The following is an 18,622-nucleotide window of genomic DNA, read 5'->3' as shown; positions in this document are numbered from 1 at the left end:
AAATAATGGGTCTCGTAAGACCGGTTTGGTAAAAATTAAAATTTGCTGTCCCTATAAACTGAACAAATTAATGAAAAACAGATCATTCTGCTCCCTTAAAACGAAACACAGAAGTCCCTGTAAAATCGGTGCTGAGCATGGAAGGAGCCCAGTATCTTTCTACATGCGCCACTACCAAATTGGTGCCCTCAAAATGGTTCACATAAGGAGGCATTTCCGGGTTGTACATGGTATCGGTCATATCCCTCATCAAAACGACATTCTTGTTCAGGTTGGCCATCTGCCGGATAGCGAAGGGCCTGCCCAGCACACACATATTTAAATGAACGCCCATGACCACAATATTTTTTATATCCCTGGATTGGATAATATTGAAGATTTCCTGCCCCTGATCGGATATAAAATCCCCTTCGATAACCCGTATTTCGGGAGTTTGCCGTGTCCAGGCGGTTCTTTCTTCGCAGGGCTCTCCATTGGAACACGGCTGATCACAACCACCGTCACTGTCATCAATGGGCAAGGGGGCTTCATTATCCGGATCCAGGTAGCACCAGTCATTGATGGGAAAAGCTTCGGGTGCTGCATGGTAGGCTACCGCTTGAGCTGCCTTTCGCTGGGGCGCATCGGCATAAAAATCCATGGTTCCGCTAGGAGCATGGATAATGGTGACCCCCTTCTCCCGGGCTGCAGCGATGGTGGCATTCATGGCCGGTGCCAACTCCCCTACCCGTTTGGTAGCGCTCTCGCACCAATGTTCGTCCCACATATCGGTAATGATAAAGGCGGTTTTTGAGGGGTCCCAATCCTCCTCATACTCCCTGGTTTCCCAGGCTACGTTTTCGCTGTTTATAGCGACCTGTTTTCTGAGGTTAACCTGTATCAAATTTGTTTCGGAGGTGATTTCTTCACGGGTGCCGTCATTCCTGCCTTGCCGGCAGGATGACATCACGGCAATCACAAGCAATACACAAAAGATAGATTTCATCGTACCGGATTTTTCGGTAAGATACTTTAATTTTCCAATGTTTTAAAATACAATATAATAGAATCAATGTCATTTTCAGATAATACGCCCAGAAAAGAAGGCATCTCCCCTTCCCTACCCTTGACCACCTTGGCACCCGGATCCACAATGGACTCTCTGAGGTAGTTCTCATCTGCGGTTGCGGAACTTCCATCGGTAAACTCCCTTTCGGAACCGTAAAGTCCGTTTACATTAGGGCCTATTTTTCCTTCGCCACTTCCCTCCACAGCATGGCAGGCAATGCATCCGTAATTCATAAACAATTCCTTTCCACGAACGGCATCCGGTGCTTCTCCTTCTGAACCTTCTAAAAGCGAAGCCTCATAGTCCTGATTTAAATCTCCTTCGCTTACATTGCTAAATCCCTCCGCCAGCAAATCAGGCCGAACCACCTCGTTGACCGTCATCCACACTTTATCCGACCACGAGCTGCCTGCTTTCGTCTTCAACTCATAGGCTACTTCCATCTGCATGACCTCGGAGATTTGAGGCACAATCAAAAATACACCTTTGCCATCATCGGATAGAATGGCTTCTAACACAGGAAGGTATTCTTCTCCAACCGTACCATCCAATTTGTAATGACCCGACCCGTATTTTTGGGTACGCTGGTAATTCCAGCGCTTTACCTTATAAGCAGCAATGTCCTGGGCCACGGTTTCATCCAGTTCCTGATCAAAGCGTAAAATGACCCCCCCATCCCGCACTTTGTATTCCCGGGGCATGAAATTCTCTTCTCCGGTGTACCGAAGCCGAAGGAGTGCACTTAAAATATCGGAATTATGCCCCCAAAGCGAAAATCCGGTAAAATAAACCTGTCCGTCCCCCGGATGCACTTTCCCTTTCATCGCTGGGGCGGGAAAGGTCCCGGGTATCACGTTTGCTCCGCCTTGCACCATCTGTGATCCACTGTCAATTTTCACCTGAAACAAACCCGGTCGGCCGTAGGAAAGGTGGAGCAACTGCCCGTTTAAGGGCCCCATTTTGGTGCTATTTACCCATATCTGCCCCACTCCGGAACGATCCTCGTTATGCGGAATCCAGGTGATAGGTGGGGTGACTTCCGGGATCGGATCCCGATGGGCCGTGGCAGGCACCCCGTAATAATCCCCCTTCTGAATCAACATCACCGGAGTGGAAGGCATGTAATGCCCTTGTTGGTCAGAACCGGTTAGCCAACCCTCTTCCGGATGAATACCCAGGTAGGGCCCCCTGAATCCCGAGGCAAACTGTTCCACCAACCGGCCGTCAGAAGCTATTTTCAGAACGGAACCGTCGTGATGAGAGGCAGATCGGAACCCCATCAGGGATTTGGGTGAAGAGGTCTCTGGCCCCATATCCAGCGCTCCAAATTTGGAAATATAGAATCCTCCTTCCGGATCGGCTACCATACTGGAGGCCCATTCTCTCGTTTCTATGGATTGGGCCATGGCATTGGAAAAATTTTCATACCGATCCGCTACCCCGTCCCCATTCAGGTCGTGAAGTCGGGTGATTCCATCTTTTCCATAGACGTACACCTTTCCATCTACAATTTCTAAACTCTGCGGCTCGTATAATCCTGAGGCAAATCGGGTCCACGACAGCCGATTTAAATCCGCTCCAATGCCTTCCAACATCCAAACGTCTCCCTCAAAGGTGACCAGGGCTGCTTTATCGGCATCAAAAAACCCTATATCTACCAGTCGGACGTTTCGCTTCCAGGGATTGGGTACCGGTAGGGTAAGTCGATCGGTAACAAAAGCAGCCGTATCCGGAGAAATTTGTCCTTTGGTAAGCACCGTTTCAGTCCAATAAGCTGGTCCTCCCTGATCTATTGCAGGCATTTCTTCCTCAAATTCGGAGGTTGCCGCCTCGAAAGCAGCGAGATGCTCCTGTTCTCCTTTCCACACCACCAAGCCGAACTCCGCTGCTTCCGCATGGGGAGCTACTTCCGCTACTAAATACCGTTCTTCGTGTACCGACAAGCTCACACCGGTAACCCCCGCTGGAAGTCCAAGTCCCGTCATTTCGCCCTCCCTGTGTATCAAGATGCTATTTTCTTTTTCCTCCACACGGTCTGCGCCGATCACTTCGGCCGCAACCAAATAAAGTGATCTGTCGGCTGGAGAAACATCAAAATACCTGGTAAACGCCGTCATGCCATCCCGAACCACACTGCCAGGCAACTCATGGATCAAGGTATTCCCCACAGAATAGGCCAGCACCGCCTGCTGACCCAAGGTATAAAGGCCTTCATAGCGACCCATTTCAGCAGGTATGGCCCCCCATGGAGGGCTCTGTGGGTGCGGAGAAGGTGTGCGTGGATCAGAGAATAACGGGGCTCCCGCTGACCAACCCGGGTAGCTTCCGGTGGCCACTTTGGGATCTCCTCCAATCCTGGGAATCTGGTTTCCCTTATTGTGAAAATCATCGTAGGAGATTTGCGCCATGGTCACCATGGGCATAAAATCCCCGGTCCAGCCTACCGTCCAACGCAACATATCCGTGTCAAAGCAGGCGTAGGCCTCATTGCCCAGTTGCAGGGCCAAAACACGTGCTGAAATATTGTTTTCCGGAAAACCTTCTCCTAGGTCCCGCCCGTCCATTGAGGTGCTAATAAACGGAAAACCGGACTCTACAAATCCTGCAAACTCCTCTTTTTCAAAGTCCACTTCCGTAATTTTGATTTCCTCTTTTCCACAGGATGAAAGGAAAGTAAATAAGATAAAGGTTGAAAGTGTGGCTTTTATTTTGTTATCCACGAAGGTACTTCGCAGTACTTCGTTCAGTCGGAAGGAATTTGTCATTTGGTTGATATCGAATTTATTGAAGGCACAAAATACGGTCAAAAGATGTAAGTACAAAACTAATCAGGATCAAATCAAAAGGGCCAACGTTGAAAGCGGTGCTGCTAATTCTTGCGGTTATTGATTTTGACAAAAAATCGTTAGATAATTATTAAATTCAGACGAACATTAGCCAATATTTGTGTATAAATTGACCCCAACAAAACTGCAAAACTGAATAGGATCAGGTCAACCCCCGGATTTCCCTTTTATCCAATACATGCAAATCAACAGGACATGATGAAACAATACCTTAGTTGCCTGATATTTCTGGCGGTGTCCTCTCTTCAAGCCCAGGAAAGCATTACCCAAACCATACGTGGTAAAGTCATCGATACGGATGGCAAATACCCACTGACAGGGGTTACCGTACTGCTGGCAGATGAGGGCCAGAAAGATTTGGTGGGTACCACTACGGATCTTGAAGGAGAATTCCGGCTTGAAAATGTTTCATTGGGAAGGCATCATCTGAAATTCAGCTTTATGGGATACAAGGAGGTGGTGCTAAGTAACCTGATACTTACCTCCTCAAAAGAATTGATCCTTGAGATAGCCATGGAAGAAATGGCCATTTCCCTTGCAGATGTGGAAGTTCGTGCCACCCGTTCTGGCGAAGCGCAAAATGAAATGGCAATCGTTAGTGCCCGCGCTTTTACGGTGGAAGAAACAGACCGATATGCAGGCAGCCGGGGCGATCCTGCCAGAATGGCCTCCAATTTTGCAGGGGTGCAGGGAGCGGATGATTCCAGAAATGATATCGTTATCAGGGGTAATGCTCCGGGTTCGGTATTGTGGCAACTTGAAGGAATCAATATCCCCAATCCAAATCACTTCGGTGCCTCTGGTACCTCCGGGGGACCTGTTAATATCATCAACAACAAGATCCTGGCCAATTCAGATTTTTACACAGGTGCATTTCCTGCCGAATTTGGCAATACCGTTTCCGGCGTTTTTGACCTGAAATTTAGAAAAGGCAACAATGAAAACCATGAAAAAAGCTTTCAATTGGGATTTATGGGCGCTGAGCTTTTCCTTGAAGGTCCGATCAATACAACTTCCCGCTCCTCATACCTGGTAGGATATCGCTATTCCAGCTTGCAGCTTTTTTCAGCATTGGGTATTGATGTAGGCACTACTGCCGTCCCCAGGTACCAGGATTTTGCCTTTAAATTTAATTTCCCCCTTAAAAATAATGGCAGCCTCTCTGTTTTTGCCGTTGGAGGGAAAAGCAACATTGATATCAAGGTTTCAGAAGAAAGCACCGAAGACCGGAATTTGTATGGTGAAAAGGACAGGGATCAGTATTTTGGTTCCAGAATGGGTGTAATGGGCATTTCCTATGAAAAAGTGCTTAAAAACCAAACCTATATGAAAGCCAGCCTGGCTGCTTCCCAGGAGCAGGTAAAGGCAGACCATTACTATATTGTAGGAAAGGTACAGCCCGATGGCTTTATCAATGTCCAGGATTTGCCGGCCATACTTGGCTATAACTTTACCACTAACAAGTATTCCCAGGTAGTGAGCTTTTTTAAAAAAATCGACAATAAAAACACCCTCAATTTTGGGTTTCAAAACGATATATTCGGGTTCAACCTGATGGACTCTGCACGGCAGGTTGGAATTTTACCTCCAAATGATCCAGACAATCCATTACAATATCAAACCACCCCATGGGTAAATCGATGGAATGTGGATGGTACAATGGCCGTATTGGCCCAACCCTACCTGCAATGGAAGCATAAACCCACCGAAACCCTCTCATTGGTATTGGGTTTACACCATCAGTATTTTTCACTAACAGATAGCTGGTCTCCCCTTGAGCCTCGCCTGGGAATAAACTGGAAACTGGATGAAACACAAAACCTGAATTTGGGAATGGGCTTCCATAGCCAGATCCAGCCTGCCTACACCTATTTTTACAAATTTACGGAGCCATCCAGGCCTGACATGGGATTTCAGGCATATAACGGGAACATGGATTTTACGCGTTCCAAACACCTGATACTGGGCTATGAGCGAACACTGGGCAATCAAATCCGGATGAAGTGGGAAACCTATTACCAACGTTTGAGCCAGGTACCCGTAGAAAATCGCCCCTCTTCATTCTCCCTCCTGAATACTGGTGCCAGTTTCAATAGGATTTTTCCAGAGACAATTCTGGTCAATGAGGGAACCGGTGAAAACTATGGGCTGGAACTAACTTTAGAAAAATACTACAGCAAAGGATACTTATTTCTGCTTACTGGTTCTCTATTTGAGGCTCGGTACCAGGGAAGTGATGACGTTTGGAGAGATACTGAGTTTAATGGGAATTATGCCTTCAATTTTTTGGCCACCAGGGAAATCCAAATCAACAACGGGTTGATCGGCATTGGCACCAATATCACTACTGCAGGAGGTAGAAGGTACGGACCTGTGGATATTGAGCGTACACGGGAGCAACAGGAGATCATTTACCTGGATGAAAGCAGAAATTCCCTGCAATTTGACCCATACTTCAGGATGGATTTAAGGGTAAACTACCGGATCAACAAGAAAAATCTAAGTCATGAAATTGCCCTGGACCTGATCAATATGCTCAACACTAAAAATATCCTGAACCTGAGCTGGGTTCCGGATGAATTGGAGAACCCTGACCCGGAAAAATCCATTATACCCAACTATCAATTGGGGTTTTTACCGATATTCTATTATAAGCTTGACTTTTAGGTAAAATCATTCCGTATAGCGCACTTTGAGTAGGTTCAGCATATACACATTGATTTCCCATTGATTGGCAACAGGCATTTGGGTATGAGGAAGGGAGGGCATATAGGGAAAAGGTCCGAACTCGGTGGTAATTCGAAGTAAGGTACCCTGTTTCCGATGCCATTGTACCACCCGATCCCACCAACCGAGATGGGCTTGCAGGGCATCGCTCCATTCCGGAGCCCTCGGATCGCTTACCTGGGGCCCTTCCGCAAAACCCACCCTACTGTGAATATGATCGGTTCGGGATAGGGCCAGGTCTACGGCTTCCTTTTGATCTTCCAGCAAGGATTCGTGCACGTTGCACCAATGCGAAATATCCAGGCATATGCGAAGGTCAGGAATTTGTTGGAAATAGGTACTTGCTATCGGGGCTGAATACAGGCACTTGCCACGATGGGTTTCGTGGGTAATGGGAATACCCGATGTGTCCGAAAGTTTTTGTGCCAGACTGAAATGTGCCTGGTTTTCGTTAAAGCTAAAATAATCCTTGCCCGTTTGACAGTTTACAGCTACCGGTTTGGCGGCCAATAGGTGTTCCAGGTACCGGTTATATGCGGTTAGATTGGCTGAAGGATCTGCTTCAAATGACTGGTAATACTGGGCGATCAATTCCAGATCAAATTCCCCCAGGCGGTTTAATACCGCTTCCTTCTCTTTTTCATCTAGCGGAAGGTCCATTTCCACCCCGTCGTATCCAGCTTCTTTTACTTTTTTACAAAATTCTTTAAAAGGCAGGGTATTACCCCATAGGGGTGCGTAAAATTTAATCGACATTTCAGGCGTGGTCAGGGTATGAGAAAGTTTGTGAAAAGGGAATTTCTTAAATAAATCATGTAAAACAAAAGAATAAATGGGTTATTTCCCCACGGTGGAATAAAATGAATTTTGGCTGTATGGGTTACCGATGAATACCTTTGCAAATGCACTTAAATGCCCGATAGCGAACAATTTTGTTCGAATCGGAAACGCTACGATTTAAAAATCGGGGTAATAATGCCATTCGGGCAGGTTTTGGATGGCATGGAAGTAGAACTAGAGTAGAAAAGCACTACTGAAAATTATGTGGAAAAACTACCTTACCATCGCCTGGCGAAACATTAGCCGAAAAAAAAGCTACACCCTCATCCATGTAGCTGGCCTGGGAATCGGAATGGCCGCCTCCATTTTAATCCTAATCTGGGTGCAATTTGAAATGTCTGTGGATCGCTTCCATGAAAATTCCGATCGATTGTATGCGGTCTGGAGAAATGCGGGAATGCAAGGAAAGCTATCTACCTGGGATTATACGCCTGCCCCCTACGCCCCTGCCATGAAGGAACAATTTCCCGAGGTGGAAGAAGTAGCAAGGATTACGGAATGGGATCAGCAACTTTTGACGGTAGGGGAAAACAATTTTTATGAAGAAGCTACTTTTACGGATCCAGGTTTTTTTAAGCTTTTTAGTTTTGAAGTACTGGCAGGCGACCCCATAGCGGCACTAAATGAGCCAGGATCAGTTGTGCTTACCGAATCCGTCGCTAAAAAGCTCTTTGGAAAACGCTCTGCAATGGGTAGCATTGTCACCGTGGCGAAACAACTGGATTTTGAAGTAAAAGCAATTATCAAAGATTTGCCGGAGAACACAGACTTCCCCTTTACTGTGTTTTTACCTTTTAAAAAGATCGAATCATTGGGCTGGGTGGATGATTATTGGGGCAATAATTCCTACCGAACCTTTGCCCTTTTAAATGAACGGGCAGACCTGTCTGCTTTCAATGAGAAATTTGCGGACTTTACGGCGAGGAATTCTGAATTAGAGGCCATTTCAGATTTTCTTTTCCCCATGCGGGATCTGCACCTCTATGCAAAGTTTGAAAATGGTAGGTCTGTAGGAGGAAGAATAGAAATGATCCGGATGTTTGGTATCATTTCCATCATCGTTTTGCTCATTGCGGCAATCAATTTTGTAAACCTGAGTACCGCCCAAAGTGATCAACGATCCAAAGAAGTGGGCATCCGGAAAATCTCCGGGGCCGGTAAAGGGATGTTGATCGGACAATTCCTGGCCGAATCCATTTTAATAGCCCTTGCGGCTTACTTGCTGGCCATCGTTATGGTTTCGCTTTCTTTTTCCTGGTTTAAAAATCTGATGGGGCAGGAATTGGCCAACCCATTTACTCAACCCTATTTCTGGGTGATTTCTGTCATCTATGTCTTTGTCACAGGAGTTCTGGCTGGAGCCTATCCTGCCTTTTTATTGAGTTCCTACAAGCCTGTAAACATTTTTAAATCGAAGATGGGAACAAAAAGCGAGCTTGGGTTAAAGCCCCGTGAGGTTCTGGTAGTATTTCAATTTGCTGTAGTCGTTACCCTGATCTCTTGTGTCTGGGTCGTTCAGGATCAGATACGCTTTGTTCAAAACAGGGATATGGGAATCGATAAAGATCAGCTCATTTTCCACCCGGTGACGGCAAGTATGAGAAAAAATAAAGTGGCACTTCGCAATGAGTTGTTGGCGCTCCCTGAGGTAACCGCAGTAAGCTATACCTTTTCTCCTTTGACCAATATTTACAGTGACACGGATGGCATGGAATGGCAGGGCAAGGATCCGGAGTTTAAGCCAAACATTAGCCGAATGGGCACGGATGCCAACCTGGTAAAAACAGCTGGCATGAATTTGATCGCAGGCAGGGACATCGATATCTATACGTATGCCAGCGATAGCCTTTCGGCAATAGTCAATGAAAAAGCCGTGGAGGTGATGGGCTTGGATGATCCAATCGGTCAGGTGGTCAAGGACGATGCCTTTGAGTTCACCATTGTGGGCGTTGTGAAGGATTTCATTATGGAATCCCCATTCGATGAAGCACATCCGATAATGGTGATGGGCCCAAAGCGCCAGCTGAATTTTATTCACATTCGATTTGCGGAGCATGCGGACTATAGGAATTCACTGGCCAGGGTAGAGACCGTTTTCGACAAATTCAATCCCGATGCTCCCTTTGAATATAAATTTGTATCCGAGGAACATGCCCGGAAATTCAGGTCTCAGGAACGTAGTTCGAATCTTACCGCTCTTTTTACCGGTCTGGCGGTGATCATCTCCGGTATGGGGCTTTTTGGCCTGGCCAATTTCATTGCTGAGCGAAGAAAAAAGGAGATCTCCGTTCGAAAAGTACTGGGAGCTTCCATCACAAGTGTCGTGGGCATGTTATCGTCGGAATTCTCCCGGTTAGTTCTAATCTCGGTGGTCATTGGCATTCCAGTAACCTGGTACTTGATGAGCAACTGGCTGGAGACTTTCACCTACCGGACCAGTATTGATTGGACCTTGTTCCTTTGGACAGGCGGTTTAACGCTTGTGATTGCCTTGTTGACCGTGAGTTCTCAGGCGATCAAAGCAGCACTGGTAAATCCTGCGGAGACACTGAAGAGTGAGTAGGTTAAAATGGAGAATTATGATTTTTCATTTGACAATATCTTATTAATTTCTGACTTCAATATTGGGATTTCGGATTTGACCACATCCCAGATTATATCGAAATCTACACCAAAATAATCGTGAATTATTTTATTCCTTATATCTCCCATCTCTCGCCATGGAATGGAAGAATATTTTTTTTTGAATGCAGGATCTAACTTATTACTAGCCTCCCCAATTATTTCAAGACTTCTGCAAATGGCCCTGATGAGCCTTTCATTTTTAATAAATTCATCAAAAGAATTGCTCTCATATTCTCTTTTCAGGTATTCACATTCATCCAAAATATGTCTTAACAATTCATTTGGTAAAAGAGACATATTCCACCGAATTTAAAATATGGGGGCCTATGTATGGACTTAATGACTGAGGGGTAATTAAGTCAATATTTTTCTGAAATAGATGCTCCAGAAAATAAGACAAAGCCATAAAATTTCTATACGTTTTTTTTTCCTTTTGCAGCTCTACCAAAAAATCAATATCGCTGTCGGGATTTACTTGATTGTTGAAATAAGAGCCAAAAAGGCCGATCCTTTTCACCCCAAATCCTTTCAACTCCATTTTATGGGATTTGAGCGTTTCGAAAATGGAATTTTTATCAAGCTTCTGATCCATGACCAAATATAATGAAAATTATTAGGTGAAATATCCTCTTTTACGTTCAATTTTGACTGTTCGCCTGAACCAAAATCCATTTCGACGTAATTCGATTCAGTTAATTAATATATTGAAAATAAGCGAGATTAGGTTGTGATAGTGTAATCAGTGAACGGGTCCCAGTTCAATCTGGTGAACTTCTTTCGATATCCTGATCAACCAAGAAAATATCCAGAAGCATAGTGGCATCAAACAGCATTTTGTTCATTAGACTCTTTTGTTTTATAATGCTCTTTTTTAAAATCAAAATCGGTTGGAAAATCCACCTTGGATTTTGGCAAGGTTTTCACATACGCTACAAGGGACATTTCTTTGGGAAGCGTGGATGGCCGCTTCAATAATTACTCAAAGTGCTCTTCGACAATTTGGGATAGACTGATCTGCTTCAGATCCGCATATTTTTTCATTTTTTTGATCAGTTCATCATTGACCGTGATGTTTAGTCGCTTCTTCATGGGGAGGAATTTTTAGCCATCTTATGCGCATAAATATAGTCAATGCGCATAAGAAAGTCCATAAATTTATTGGGTTGATTCCAAGGTGCCAGGGCCCTATATTTCCTTTTGGGTCGAGGCTGATATACCCGGCAATAATTCCAATGGATCGGCTCGAAATTAATTCGATTGGTTATTTCCAGATAATTCGCCCGACAGCGGACGTTTTTGTTCGTTTGGGAAATCATTATACCAGTGAATGGGGCCTTTTATACAATTTCAGCAGGAATTTCAATGGCATGGTAGTAGTAAACAGAATGGAAAGATACAATCGGGATGGATTTGTTTGGATTGGGAATTACTGGAAACGGATGCCTGATTTAGTCAAATCACAACAAATATAACCATGGTAAAAAATTTCTTTAAAATCGCCTTTCGCTATCTCTGGCAAACCAAAATAAGCTCTATCATACACATAGGAGGGCTGGCCATTGCCATGGCGGCAGCTGTGCTTATTCTTCTTTGGAGTCAAAATGAGTTGCGCTATGACAACTTTTATCCGGATGCAGAACGGATTTACCTAAGAGCTGATTACGACACGATTAAAGCAGAATACCCATTTAGTGGGACTTCCCAATACCCTGCTTTCGAGGCCATTCAAGAGAAGGTACCCGAAATAGAACAAATGGCAATGGCCGGTATTAATTTAGGGAGAAAGGTTTTAGAAATAAATGGCCACCAATTCAAAGAACCAAATGCCCTGATCGTGGACAAGTACTGGATGGACATGTTTGATTATAAAGTTCACAGGGGAAGCATGGACTATTTTTTCAATAATCCCCGTTCCGTTATCTTGACGAGGTCCAAAGCAGCCAAGTATTTTGGAGACTTGCCCCCATTACAACAAACCCTTTACATTGATTCAATCCCCTATACTGTAGCTGCCATTATTGAGGATATACCTGCCAACTCTTCTTTCCAGCAAGATGTCCTGGTTTCAAATTCCTTTTACAACGAAAGAAAGGGGGATTCTGATGACACAAAATCTTGGGGCATTTTTACTCAACTTATGTTTATAAAATTGTACCAAGGGGCTTCTGTTGAGGAAGTAGAGAAAAAAATAAGTGAAATCATAACCAATAATCGGCCGAAATGGATGGCCGATTCACCTAGAAAATCCAAATTGGTTGCGCTTACTGATTTACATTTTGACACGGGCCTCCTTGATCAGACCATTCCTCATGGGAATACCCTCAATCTATGGGTATTTTCTATTCTGGCTATATTACTACTTGGCGTAGCCAGTGTCAATTTTGTTAACCTGTCCATTGCCAGGATCGGTACCCGGTTGAAGGAAATCGGGATTCGAAAAATTGTGGGTGCGTCTAAATATAATTTGTTTGTACAGGTAATGGTAGAAACCTTCCTGTCCATCATCATGGCATCAGGTGTAACGTTGTTGTTGGTTTTCTTGGTACTTCCTGATTTCAACGCATTTGCAGAAAGAAACCTTGAACTCAACCTGATGAATCCTCATGTTTTATTGCTAATTCTTGGGATAGTTGCATTGGTTTTTATTATGACTGGCCTCTATCCTGCTATGGTTTTGGCCACGTTAAAGCCAATAGGCTTGTTAAAGAACCAGGTGTTGACAGGCATCAGTCGTCAGGGATTCAGAAAAGCGTTGGTAACAGGCCAACTTGTATTTACCATTGTGCTGCTTGTGGGCATTGTTACCATCCATTATCAATTTGCCTTTATTCAGCAGCAAACCGAAAGTTACCAAAAAGAACAGGTTTTTAGGGTACATGTACCCTTGCCTTTAGGATTTGGATTTGGTGATGTGGAGGCAAAAGAACGCCATTGGACCCGGGTTAACAGTATCAAAACCAGTTTACTGGCAAATAGTGCGATACAATCTGTTTCTCAAGTCAATGGTACCTCGATGGTCGATGATAAAAGGAAACAGCCTGTTGATATTTCCTGGTCTGGGTACCCGGAAACCCAGGAAACTGTTGACGCGGTGATGATTTGGGCAGACGAGGATTATGCTGAATTGGCCAACCTGACTTTGGTATCTGGTCGCTGGTATAAGGCCGAAAATGAAGCAGACCGTTTCAATTTTGTAATTAATGAAACTGCTGTTAAAATCTTCGGACTTGAGGAGCCTGTTGTGGGAACCTCGTTTTCTACTATTTCATATCGGACAGGGTCAGAAGAAATGGGTAGTATTATTGGGGTAGTAAAGGACTATCATCACAAGAGTTTACATGAAAAAATCGATCCAGTCGTATTTTCGCTTGATCCCTATGGAGGTTCTTCATATTTGGTTAAGGTGAATGCTGGAAATGCGACTCAGGCACTGGATCACGCCAAAAATGTATGGAATGAATTTACCCCTGAGCAGCCTTTTGAATATTCGTTTTTGGATGAGGAATTTGACAGGCTGTACAAAGAGGACCGGAAGGCTTTGACCTTGAGTACGGCATTTGGTGGACTAAGCATTTTACTCTCCAGCTTAGGCCTGCTGGGAATGATCACCGTATCAGTCCAACAGCGCACCAAGGAAATAGGCATTCGTAAAGTGATGGGCGCTAATGTTACCGTTATTTTGGCACTTCTTAGTAAAGATTTCGTGAAATTGGTACTGATTGCAATAGCTATAGCTTCTCCTATCGCCTGGTATGTTATGAACCGTTGGCTGGAAAATTTTGCCTATCGGATTGAGATGGACTGGTGGATGTTTGCGGCGGCTGGATTGGTGGCGGTAATGATTGCCTTGGTGACCTTGAGTTTCCAGACCCTCAGGGCAGCTGTTGCCAATCCGGTAGAGGCATTGAGAAGTGAATAATTATCTATCATGACTTCCTTACAAATGCCTAAATCCTATTCGTGATTCAAGACTTGTTTTGCTAGCATTAAATTTTACTATAAAATTCCAAGGGGTGAAATACAGGAAGCATAGGTGAAGTGAATTTGTAATCCTTTGTATTTCTGGTAATAAAGTAATCCGCACCAGAATGCAGCGCAGTATAGTATTGCAACGCATCTTCTTTATCCTTGAATTGGGATGCCAAAGCTTCCAATATTATTGGTTTCCCACCATTGACCACATTACATGCTCCAATAAAATTCAATAATTTTGAGGATGCATCAGCTAACTTATAAATGTCAAAGGACAAGTAAATCAGGTTGGCAACGCTGCTTTCAGCAATTTGAAGGACAGTTTGGCCCTTGGAAGCCATTTCAAGCATTTTCGAAATGGGGTTCCCGTTTAGAAATGATATCAAAAGCAACATCAGTGTCAAGAAAAACTTCAGGCAAACTTCCTTTTAACATGCGATTTAATCAATTCCTTATCCTCTTTTGTGGGCAAGCTCTTTGAGGTTTCAAGCATTTGAAGTAACCTTTCAGCAGCCCGTTGGTGTTCAGTTTTAATTTCATTGGAACCTTCTTCTTCAAAAATTTCCTCAAACATTCTGGAAAGGGAAATCCCCTTGTTTTTTGCCCTTCTTTTGGCTACATCTATGATGCTCTTTTTTACGGTTAAGGTCAATTTTGTTTTCATGGTTCTTATGTCACATACGTGTTTAAGCAAATATACGTATTATTTACTTTCTTTATGTAAAAATTTCAATTTACCCAATTAATACGAAGGAACCCACTGGATATGTTTAAGTTTTCTCCAGACCGATGGGCATTGAACTGCTTGCGGACAGGAACTTTCCCGATAGGAGCGATCAGAAGGCCTATAACTATATCCTTAATAAAAAACTATAGAGGGGGTTGAATGTCGAAGGATATTTGATAAAGACCACGATCGGAATGGAGTAAAAGGATCATTGATTTGAGAACTTCCGCTGGACATCCGTCACCCATCTGGTAAAGCCCTGATTAAACCACTTAAAAGAATTAAATTTTTCCGTAAACTGCCTTTTACCTGAGAGAACTATTTCAAATAATGAAATTTTATTTCTATTTTTGAAACTCTATAAAATCGATGGTAGTTATATCCAAGACAAAGCTCATAGTTTTTTGGAAAAGATCATGCAGATTCCATTCAGCCTTTAAATGAATGGTGGAAGAAAACCAAACAAGCTGATTGGGCTACATTTCCTGAAGTTAAAGAGACCTTCAGTGGTGTGGATCATGTAGGTAATGACAGATATGTGTTCAATATCAAGGGGAACAAATACAGGCTGGTTGCCATGATATTCTTTGATATTAGGACAATCTACATTCGTTTTATAGGTACCCATGCAGCCTATGATAAAATTGATTGTTCAACCATTTAATTTGATTGAGGATGCTTACTAAGATTCGAAATGAAAAAGAGTACCTGGCAGTAATGAAAACGGTGGAGTCGCTGTTGGAAAAAGCAACTTTGAAAGGGGGGTTCCATAAACTAACAAAAGGGGAAACAAAGATGTTGTCGGACCTTTCTAAACTAGCTGAAGCCTATGAAGACAATACAATGGAACTTATGCCAATCAAACCCAATACGTTACGGCAAGCATTAGAACTGAAGATGGTAGAGCTTGAGTTCACCCAAGAACGACTGGCTGAGGTTTTGGGTATTGGTGCACCAAAACTGTCCCAGATATTAACCGGTAAACGGGAACCTGATGTTGCCTTCTTAAAAGCCGCCCACAAAAAACTCAATATGGATGCTGAATTTTTGTTAACGCATGTATAATTGCTTCTTGGTTGTAGTTAATCGGTATTAGCAAAACCTAAATCAGGTAAGTATCAAATTGGTTTGGGGTTTCGTCAGCAGGTTATTAAGTCTGATTCAATTTCTTTTTTCCTCAATATTAAAATCGCCCGTCTGCGAACATTTTTGTCCGCAAATCTCCGCACTAAAACCGATAAGCGGCCTGAAACGGTTGAACACCTACTTTCACCTTGGCATAAAACTCGCAAACACACCTTTTAAAATTGCCTGCTTTAGTTAATGTGCTATGCTAAAAAATTATTTCAAAATCGCCTGGAGAAACCTTTTGAAAAAGAAAGCCTACTCCTTTATCAATATTTTTGGATTGGGACTGGGAATGACCTGTTGCTTTCTGATTTTCATGTATGTTCAGGATGAGCTTTCAGTGGATTCCTACCATGAAAAAAGAGATCGAATATACCGTTTGACTCACGGGAGCCTTCCATCCAAGGACCAACCTGAAAATGCCGGGGCCAATCCTTTCTGGGTTTGGCATAATGCACCGGTGGGACCTGCCCTTAAGAGCTATTTCCCAGAAGTTGACAAGGTAGTCCAGTTCTCCGGAAGTTCTGATATCTTGCTAACAGATGGTGAAAATTCCTATCAAGAAAACGGCGTATTTTTTATGGATTCGACGGCCTTTGATGTTTTTAGTTGGGAAGTGATTAGAGGTGATCTAAAAACAGCCTTGACGGCGCCCTATAGCATGGTGATGACCGAAAGTACCGCCAAAAGGTATTTCGGAAACGAGGACCCGATAGGCAAAACCCTAAAAGGAAGTGACTCACCGGGAAGGTCAAATGCCGGAGATTACACGGTCACTGCCGTCATCGAAGACATTCCGGCGAACTCACATTTTAAATTCAACATGCTGCTTTCTTTGAGTACATTCAGGCAATATTGGCCCGAGGTATTTGATAGCTGGGGATACGTGGATTTCTATACGTATTTTCTGGTCAACGAGAATTTTAACCTCGCCTCCTTTAGGCAGAAAATACCTGAGTTTCTGGCGGAAAGGCAAGATAATCCACTCTATACTGTCAATGTGGAGCCGATGAAGGATTTTTACCTTGGAACAGATGCGGACAGGCAACCCGGCGAAACGGGGAGCTTGGCCAATATTTATGTTTTTTCGGTGATTGGGATTTTCATTTTGGTCATCGCCATGATCAATTTCATGAACTTGTCCACCGCCAGGTCCATGGAGCGCGCCAAGGAAGTAGGTATCAGAAAATCCGTGGGTGCTGACAGAAAGCATCTTATCTTTCAGTTTTTGGGAGAATCCATTATCATCGTGTTTTTTGCCATGTTGGCTTCCATTGTTATGCTATCTGTGGCGCTGCCGCTGATGAACAGCATCACCGGCAAAGAACTGGAATTGGGAAGATTTGTCAGTTGGCGGACCATACCCGCCATGATCGGGGTATTAATGGTTATTGGTTTATTGGCTGGATCCTATCCGGCATTTGTATTGTCAGGTTTCAGGCCGGTTCAGATTTTAAAAGGTATTTCTGTAACCAATAATAGTGGGGTCAGCCTTAGAAAAGGACTGGTAATTTTCCAGTTCAGCCTATCCATTATCCTGATTGCAGGGACCCTCATCGTCTATACCCAAATGAATCACCTATTGGATAAAGACATGGGTTTTGATAAGGAACAGATGTTGGTGTTGGATTACAATTATGATGAAATAGTCAATAGCAGGTCCAATACCCTTAAAAGCGAGCTGGAATCAAATCCGGGGATCCTTTCCATCGCTTTTTCCAGAAGTGTACCGGGAGGCTATTTTCCAAATGCCGGAACAAGCATCCAAGGGCCTGATGGGGAAATGATTCAGAAAGGCCAGGCCATTTTTCAGGTGGGAATAGACTTTATTGACCATTTTAATATGGAATTGGTGGCAGGAAGGTCCTATTCAAGGGAATTTCCTTCAGATTCAACCTCAGCCTTGGTGGTAAATGAAGCCGCCGCCCGCCAATTTGGCTATGCCCATCCGGCTGATATTGTCGGGAAGAAATTTGACCAATGGGGAAGGGCCGGAGAAGTCATCGGGGTGGTAAAAGATTTCAATTTTATTTCGCTCCATCGGAATATTGAACCTTTGACGTTACCCTTTGAAGCCGATGCAAGTCGCTTCCTTTCGCTCAAAGTGAAGCCTGACAATCTGCAAAAAACCATTGCTGAAGTGGAAGCGATTTGGGAAAACATTGCCCCGCACAGGCCCTTTTTGTATAGTTTTTTGGATGAGGATTTTAACAAACAGTATCAGGCTGATTTCAAGTTCCGAAAGATATTTACGGTGTTTTCCGTATTAGCGATCCTGATAGCAAGTCTGGGATTGTTCGGCCTGGCCACCTACACCGCTGAGATCCGAACCAAAGAAATCGGAATCAGAAAAGTGCTTGGGGCAGAGGTTTCCAGCATTGTCAGGCTGCTATCTAAGGATTTTATTAAGCTAGTGTTGGTAGCGATTGTACTGGCTACGCCGGTCACCTGGTATGCTATGAATAAATGGTTGGAAGGGTTCGCCTATAAAGCGGCGATAGGATGGTGGGTTTATCTATTGGCAGGGATGTTGGCCGTAGTAGTCGCAATGGTGACCATTAGTTCACAAGCAGTCCGGGCGGCCCTGGTAAATCCGGTAAATAGTTTAAAGAGTGATTGATTTTAGAGATTAAAACAGTGAAACCAATTTCAGGAAATCAGTTTAACTCGAGAACAAATAATGGATTAACAAGCAAGACCATTTCCCCT

General features: G+C 43.9%; 14 protein-coding genes. 6 read left to right on the top strand and 8 right to left on the bottom strand.

Annotated features, from left to right (window positions below; all coding sequences use genetic code 11):
* Positions 1-82: 82 nt before the first annotated feature.
* Together GJS45_RS04725 and GJS45_RS04720 are read right to left on the bottom strand one after the other, a co-directional pair.
* Positions 83-985, bottom strand: coding sequence for an isochorismatase family protein (locus GJS45_RS04725; protein ID WP_162340302.1), 903 nt, complete (start codon positions 983-985; stop codon positions 83-85).
* Positions 986-1,011: 26 nt separating this feature from the next.
* A complete protein-coding gene (locus tag GJS45_RS04720; RefSeq protein ID WP_162340301.1) occupies positions 1,012-3,813 on the bottom strand; it encodes a c-type cytochrome in 2,802 nt (933 codons plus the stop codon).
* Between the two features lie 276 nt (positions 3,814-4,089).
* On the opposite strand from GJS45_RS04720, the gene GJS45_RS04715 reads away from it, so the two are divergent.
* Positions 4,090-6,561 (top strand): carboxypeptidase-like regulatory domain-containing protein, encoded by a 2,472-nt coding sequence (locus GJS45_RS04715; RefSeq protein WP_235954597.1) that lies wholly within the window; start codon positions 4,090-4,092, stop codon positions 6,559-6,561.
* 6 nt (positions 6,562-6,567) lie between these two features.
* Here the strand turns inward: GJS45_RS04715 and GJS45_RS04710 are convergent, their stop codons facing one another.
* Positions 6,568-7,377, bottom strand: coding sequence for a sugar phosphate isomerase/epimerase family protein (locus tag GJS45_RS04710; protein ID WP_162340300.1), 810 nt, complete (start codon positions 7,375-7,377; stop codon positions 6,568-6,570).
* A 286-nt stretch (positions 7,378-7,663) separates the two neighbouring features.
* Here GJS45_RS04710 and GJS45_RS04705 point away from each other — a divergent pair, with 286 nt between their 5' ends.
* Complete coding sequence (locus GJS45_RS04705; RefSeq protein WP_162340299.1) at positions 7,664-10,024, top strand: ABC transporter permease; 2,361 nt, start codon at positions 7,664-7,666, stop codon at positions 10,022-10,024.
* 14 nt (positions 10,025-10,038) lie between these two features.
* Here GJS45_RS04705 and GJS45_RS04700 read toward each other — a convergent pair whose 3' ends face one another.
* The 3 genes from GJS45_RS04700 to GJS45_RS23795 form a co-directional block, all read right to left on the bottom strand.
* On the bottom strand, positions 10,039-10,383 hold the full coding sequence (locus tag GJS45_RS04700; RefSeq protein WP_162340298.1) for a HepT-like ribonuclease domain-containing protein: 345 nt from the start codon (positions 10,381-10,383) through the stop codon (positions 10,039-10,041).
* Entirely contained in the window at positions 10,364-10,678 is a 315-nt protein-coding gene (locus GJS45_RS04695) for a nucleotidyltransferase family protein (RefSeq protein ID WP_162340297.1), read from the bottom strand. The genes GJS45_RS04700 and GJS45_RS04695 overlap by 20 nt, the downstream gene beginning before the upstream one ends.
* Positions 10,679-11,061: 383 nt before the next feature.
* Positions 11,062-11,175, bottom strand: a complete 114-nt coding sequence (locus tag GJS45_RS23795) for a DUF6364 family protein (protein ID WP_235954596.1) — start codon at positions 11,173-11,175, stop codon at positions 11,062-11,064.
* A 385-nt stretch (positions 11,176-11,560) separates the two neighbouring features.
* On the opposite strand from GJS45_RS23795, the gene GJS45_RS04685 reads away from it, so the two are divergent.
* Complete coding sequence (locus tag GJS45_RS04685; RefSeq protein ID WP_162340296.1) at positions 11,561-14,005, top strand: ABC transporter permease; 2,445 nt, start codon at positions 11,561-11,563, stop codon at positions 14,003-14,005.
* 67 nt (positions 14,006-14,072) lie between these two features.
* Here GJS45_RS04685 and GJS45_RS23790 read toward each other — a convergent pair whose 3' ends face one another.
* Together GJS45_RS23790 and GJS45_RS04675 are read right to left on the bottom strand one after the other, a co-directional pair.
* A complete protein-coding gene (locus tag GJS45_RS23790) occupies positions 14,073-14,408 on the bottom strand; it encodes a PIN domain-containing protein (RefSeq protein ID WP_162340295.1) in 336 nt (111 codons plus the stop codon).
* 62 nt (positions 14,409-14,470) lie between these two features.
* Positions 14,471-14,722 carry a DUF6364 family protein gene (locus GJS45_RS04675; protein WP_162340294.1) on the bottom strand — a complete coding sequence of 84 codons (252 nt, stop codon included), beginning with the start codon at positions 14,720-14,722 and terminating at the stop codon, positions 14,471-14,473.
* Between the two features lie 490 nt (positions 14,723-15,212).
* Here GJS45_RS04675 and GJS45_RS04670 point away from each other — a divergent pair, with 490 nt between their 5' ends.
* The 3 genes from GJS45_RS04670 (at position 15,213) to GJS45_RS04660 (ending at position 18,533) form a co-directional block, all read left to right on the top strand.
* Complete coding sequence (locus GJS45_RS04670) at positions 15,213-15,449, top strand: type II toxin-antitoxin system HigB family toxin (RefSeq protein WP_162340484.1); 237 nt, start codon at positions 15,213-15,215, stop codon at positions 15,447-15,449.
* A gap of 11 nt (positions 15,450-15,460) precedes the next feature.
* Positions 15,461-15,850, top strand: a complete 390-nt coding sequence (locus GJS45_RS04665; RefSeq protein ID WP_162340293.1) for a helix-turn-helix domain-containing protein — start codon at positions 15,461-15,463, stop codon at positions 15,848-15,850.
* A 265-nt stretch (positions 15,851-16,115) separates the two neighbouring features.
* Entirely contained in the window at positions 16,116-18,533 is a 2,418-nt protein-coding gene (locus GJS45_RS04660; RefSeq protein ID WP_162340292.1) for an ABC transporter permease, read from the top strand.
* The last annotated feature ends 89 nt before the right edge of the window (positions 18,534-18,622 follow it).

This window comes from Cyclobacterium salsum, from assembly GCF_010119245.1.
In the GTDB taxonomy this organism is placed as follows: Bacteria; Bacteroidota; Bacteroidia; order Cytophagales; family Cyclobacteriaceae; genus Cyclobacterium; species Cyclobacterium salsum.
Note: the sequence above shows the minus strand (reverse complement) of the source record. Positions and strands in the feature narration are given on the sequence as shown.

Excerpts from the sequence above, each read along its gene's own strand:
- GJS45_RS04725 (WP_162340302.1), bottom strand. The coding sequence starts at position 985 with ATGAAATCTATCTTTTGTGTATTGCTTGTGATTGCCGTGATGTCATCC.
- GJS45_RS04720 (WP_162340301.1), bottom strand. The coding sequence starts at position 3,813 with ATGACAAATTCCTTCCGACTGAACGAAGTACTGCGAAGTACCTTCGTG.
- GJS45_RS04715 (WP_235954597.1), top strand. The coding sequence starts at position 4,090 with ATGATGAAACAATACCTTAGTTGCCTGATATTTCTGGCGGTGTCCTCT.
- GJS45_RS04710 (WP_162340300.1), bottom strand. The coding sequence starts at position 7,377 with ATGTCGATTAAATTTTACGCACCCCTATGGGGTAATACCCTGCCTTTT.
- GJS45_RS04705 (WP_162340299.1), top strand. The coding sequence starts at position 7,664 with ATGTGGAAAAACTACCTTACCATCGCCTGGCGAAACATTAGCCGAAAA.
- GJS45_RS04700 (WP_162340298.1), bottom strand. The coding sequence starts at position 10,383 with ATGTCTCTTTTACCAAATGAATTGTTAAGACATATTTTGGATGAATGT.
- GJS45_RS04695 (WP_162340297.1), bottom strand. The coding sequence starts at position 10,678 with ATGGATCAGAAGCTTGATAAAAATTCCATTTTCGAAACGCTCAAATCC.
- GJS45_RS23795 (WP_235954596.1), bottom strand. The coding sequence starts at position 11,175 with ATGAAGAAGCGACTAAACATCACGGTCAATGATGAACTGATCAAAAAA.
- GJS45_RS04685 (WP_162340296.1), top strand. The coding sequence starts at position 11,561 with ATGGTAAAAAATTTCTTTAAAATCGCCTTTCGCTATCTCTGGCAAACC.
- GJS45_RS23790 (WP_162340295.1), bottom strand. The coding sequence starts at position 14,408 with ATGCTTGAAATGGCTTCCAAGGGCCAAACTGTCCTTCAAATTGCTGAA.
- GJS45_RS04675 (WP_162340294.1), bottom strand. The coding sequence starts at position 14,722 with ATGAAAACAAAATTGACCTTAACCGTAAAAAAGAGCATCATAGATGTA.
- GJS45_RS04665 (WP_162340293.1), top strand. The coding sequence starts at position 15,461 with ATGCTTACTAAGATTCGAAATGAAAAAGAGTACCTGGCAGTAATGAAA.
- GJS45_RS04660 (WP_162340292.1), top strand. The coding sequence starts at position 16,116 with ATGCTAAAAAATTATTTCAAAATCGCCTGGAGAAACCTTTTGAAAAAG.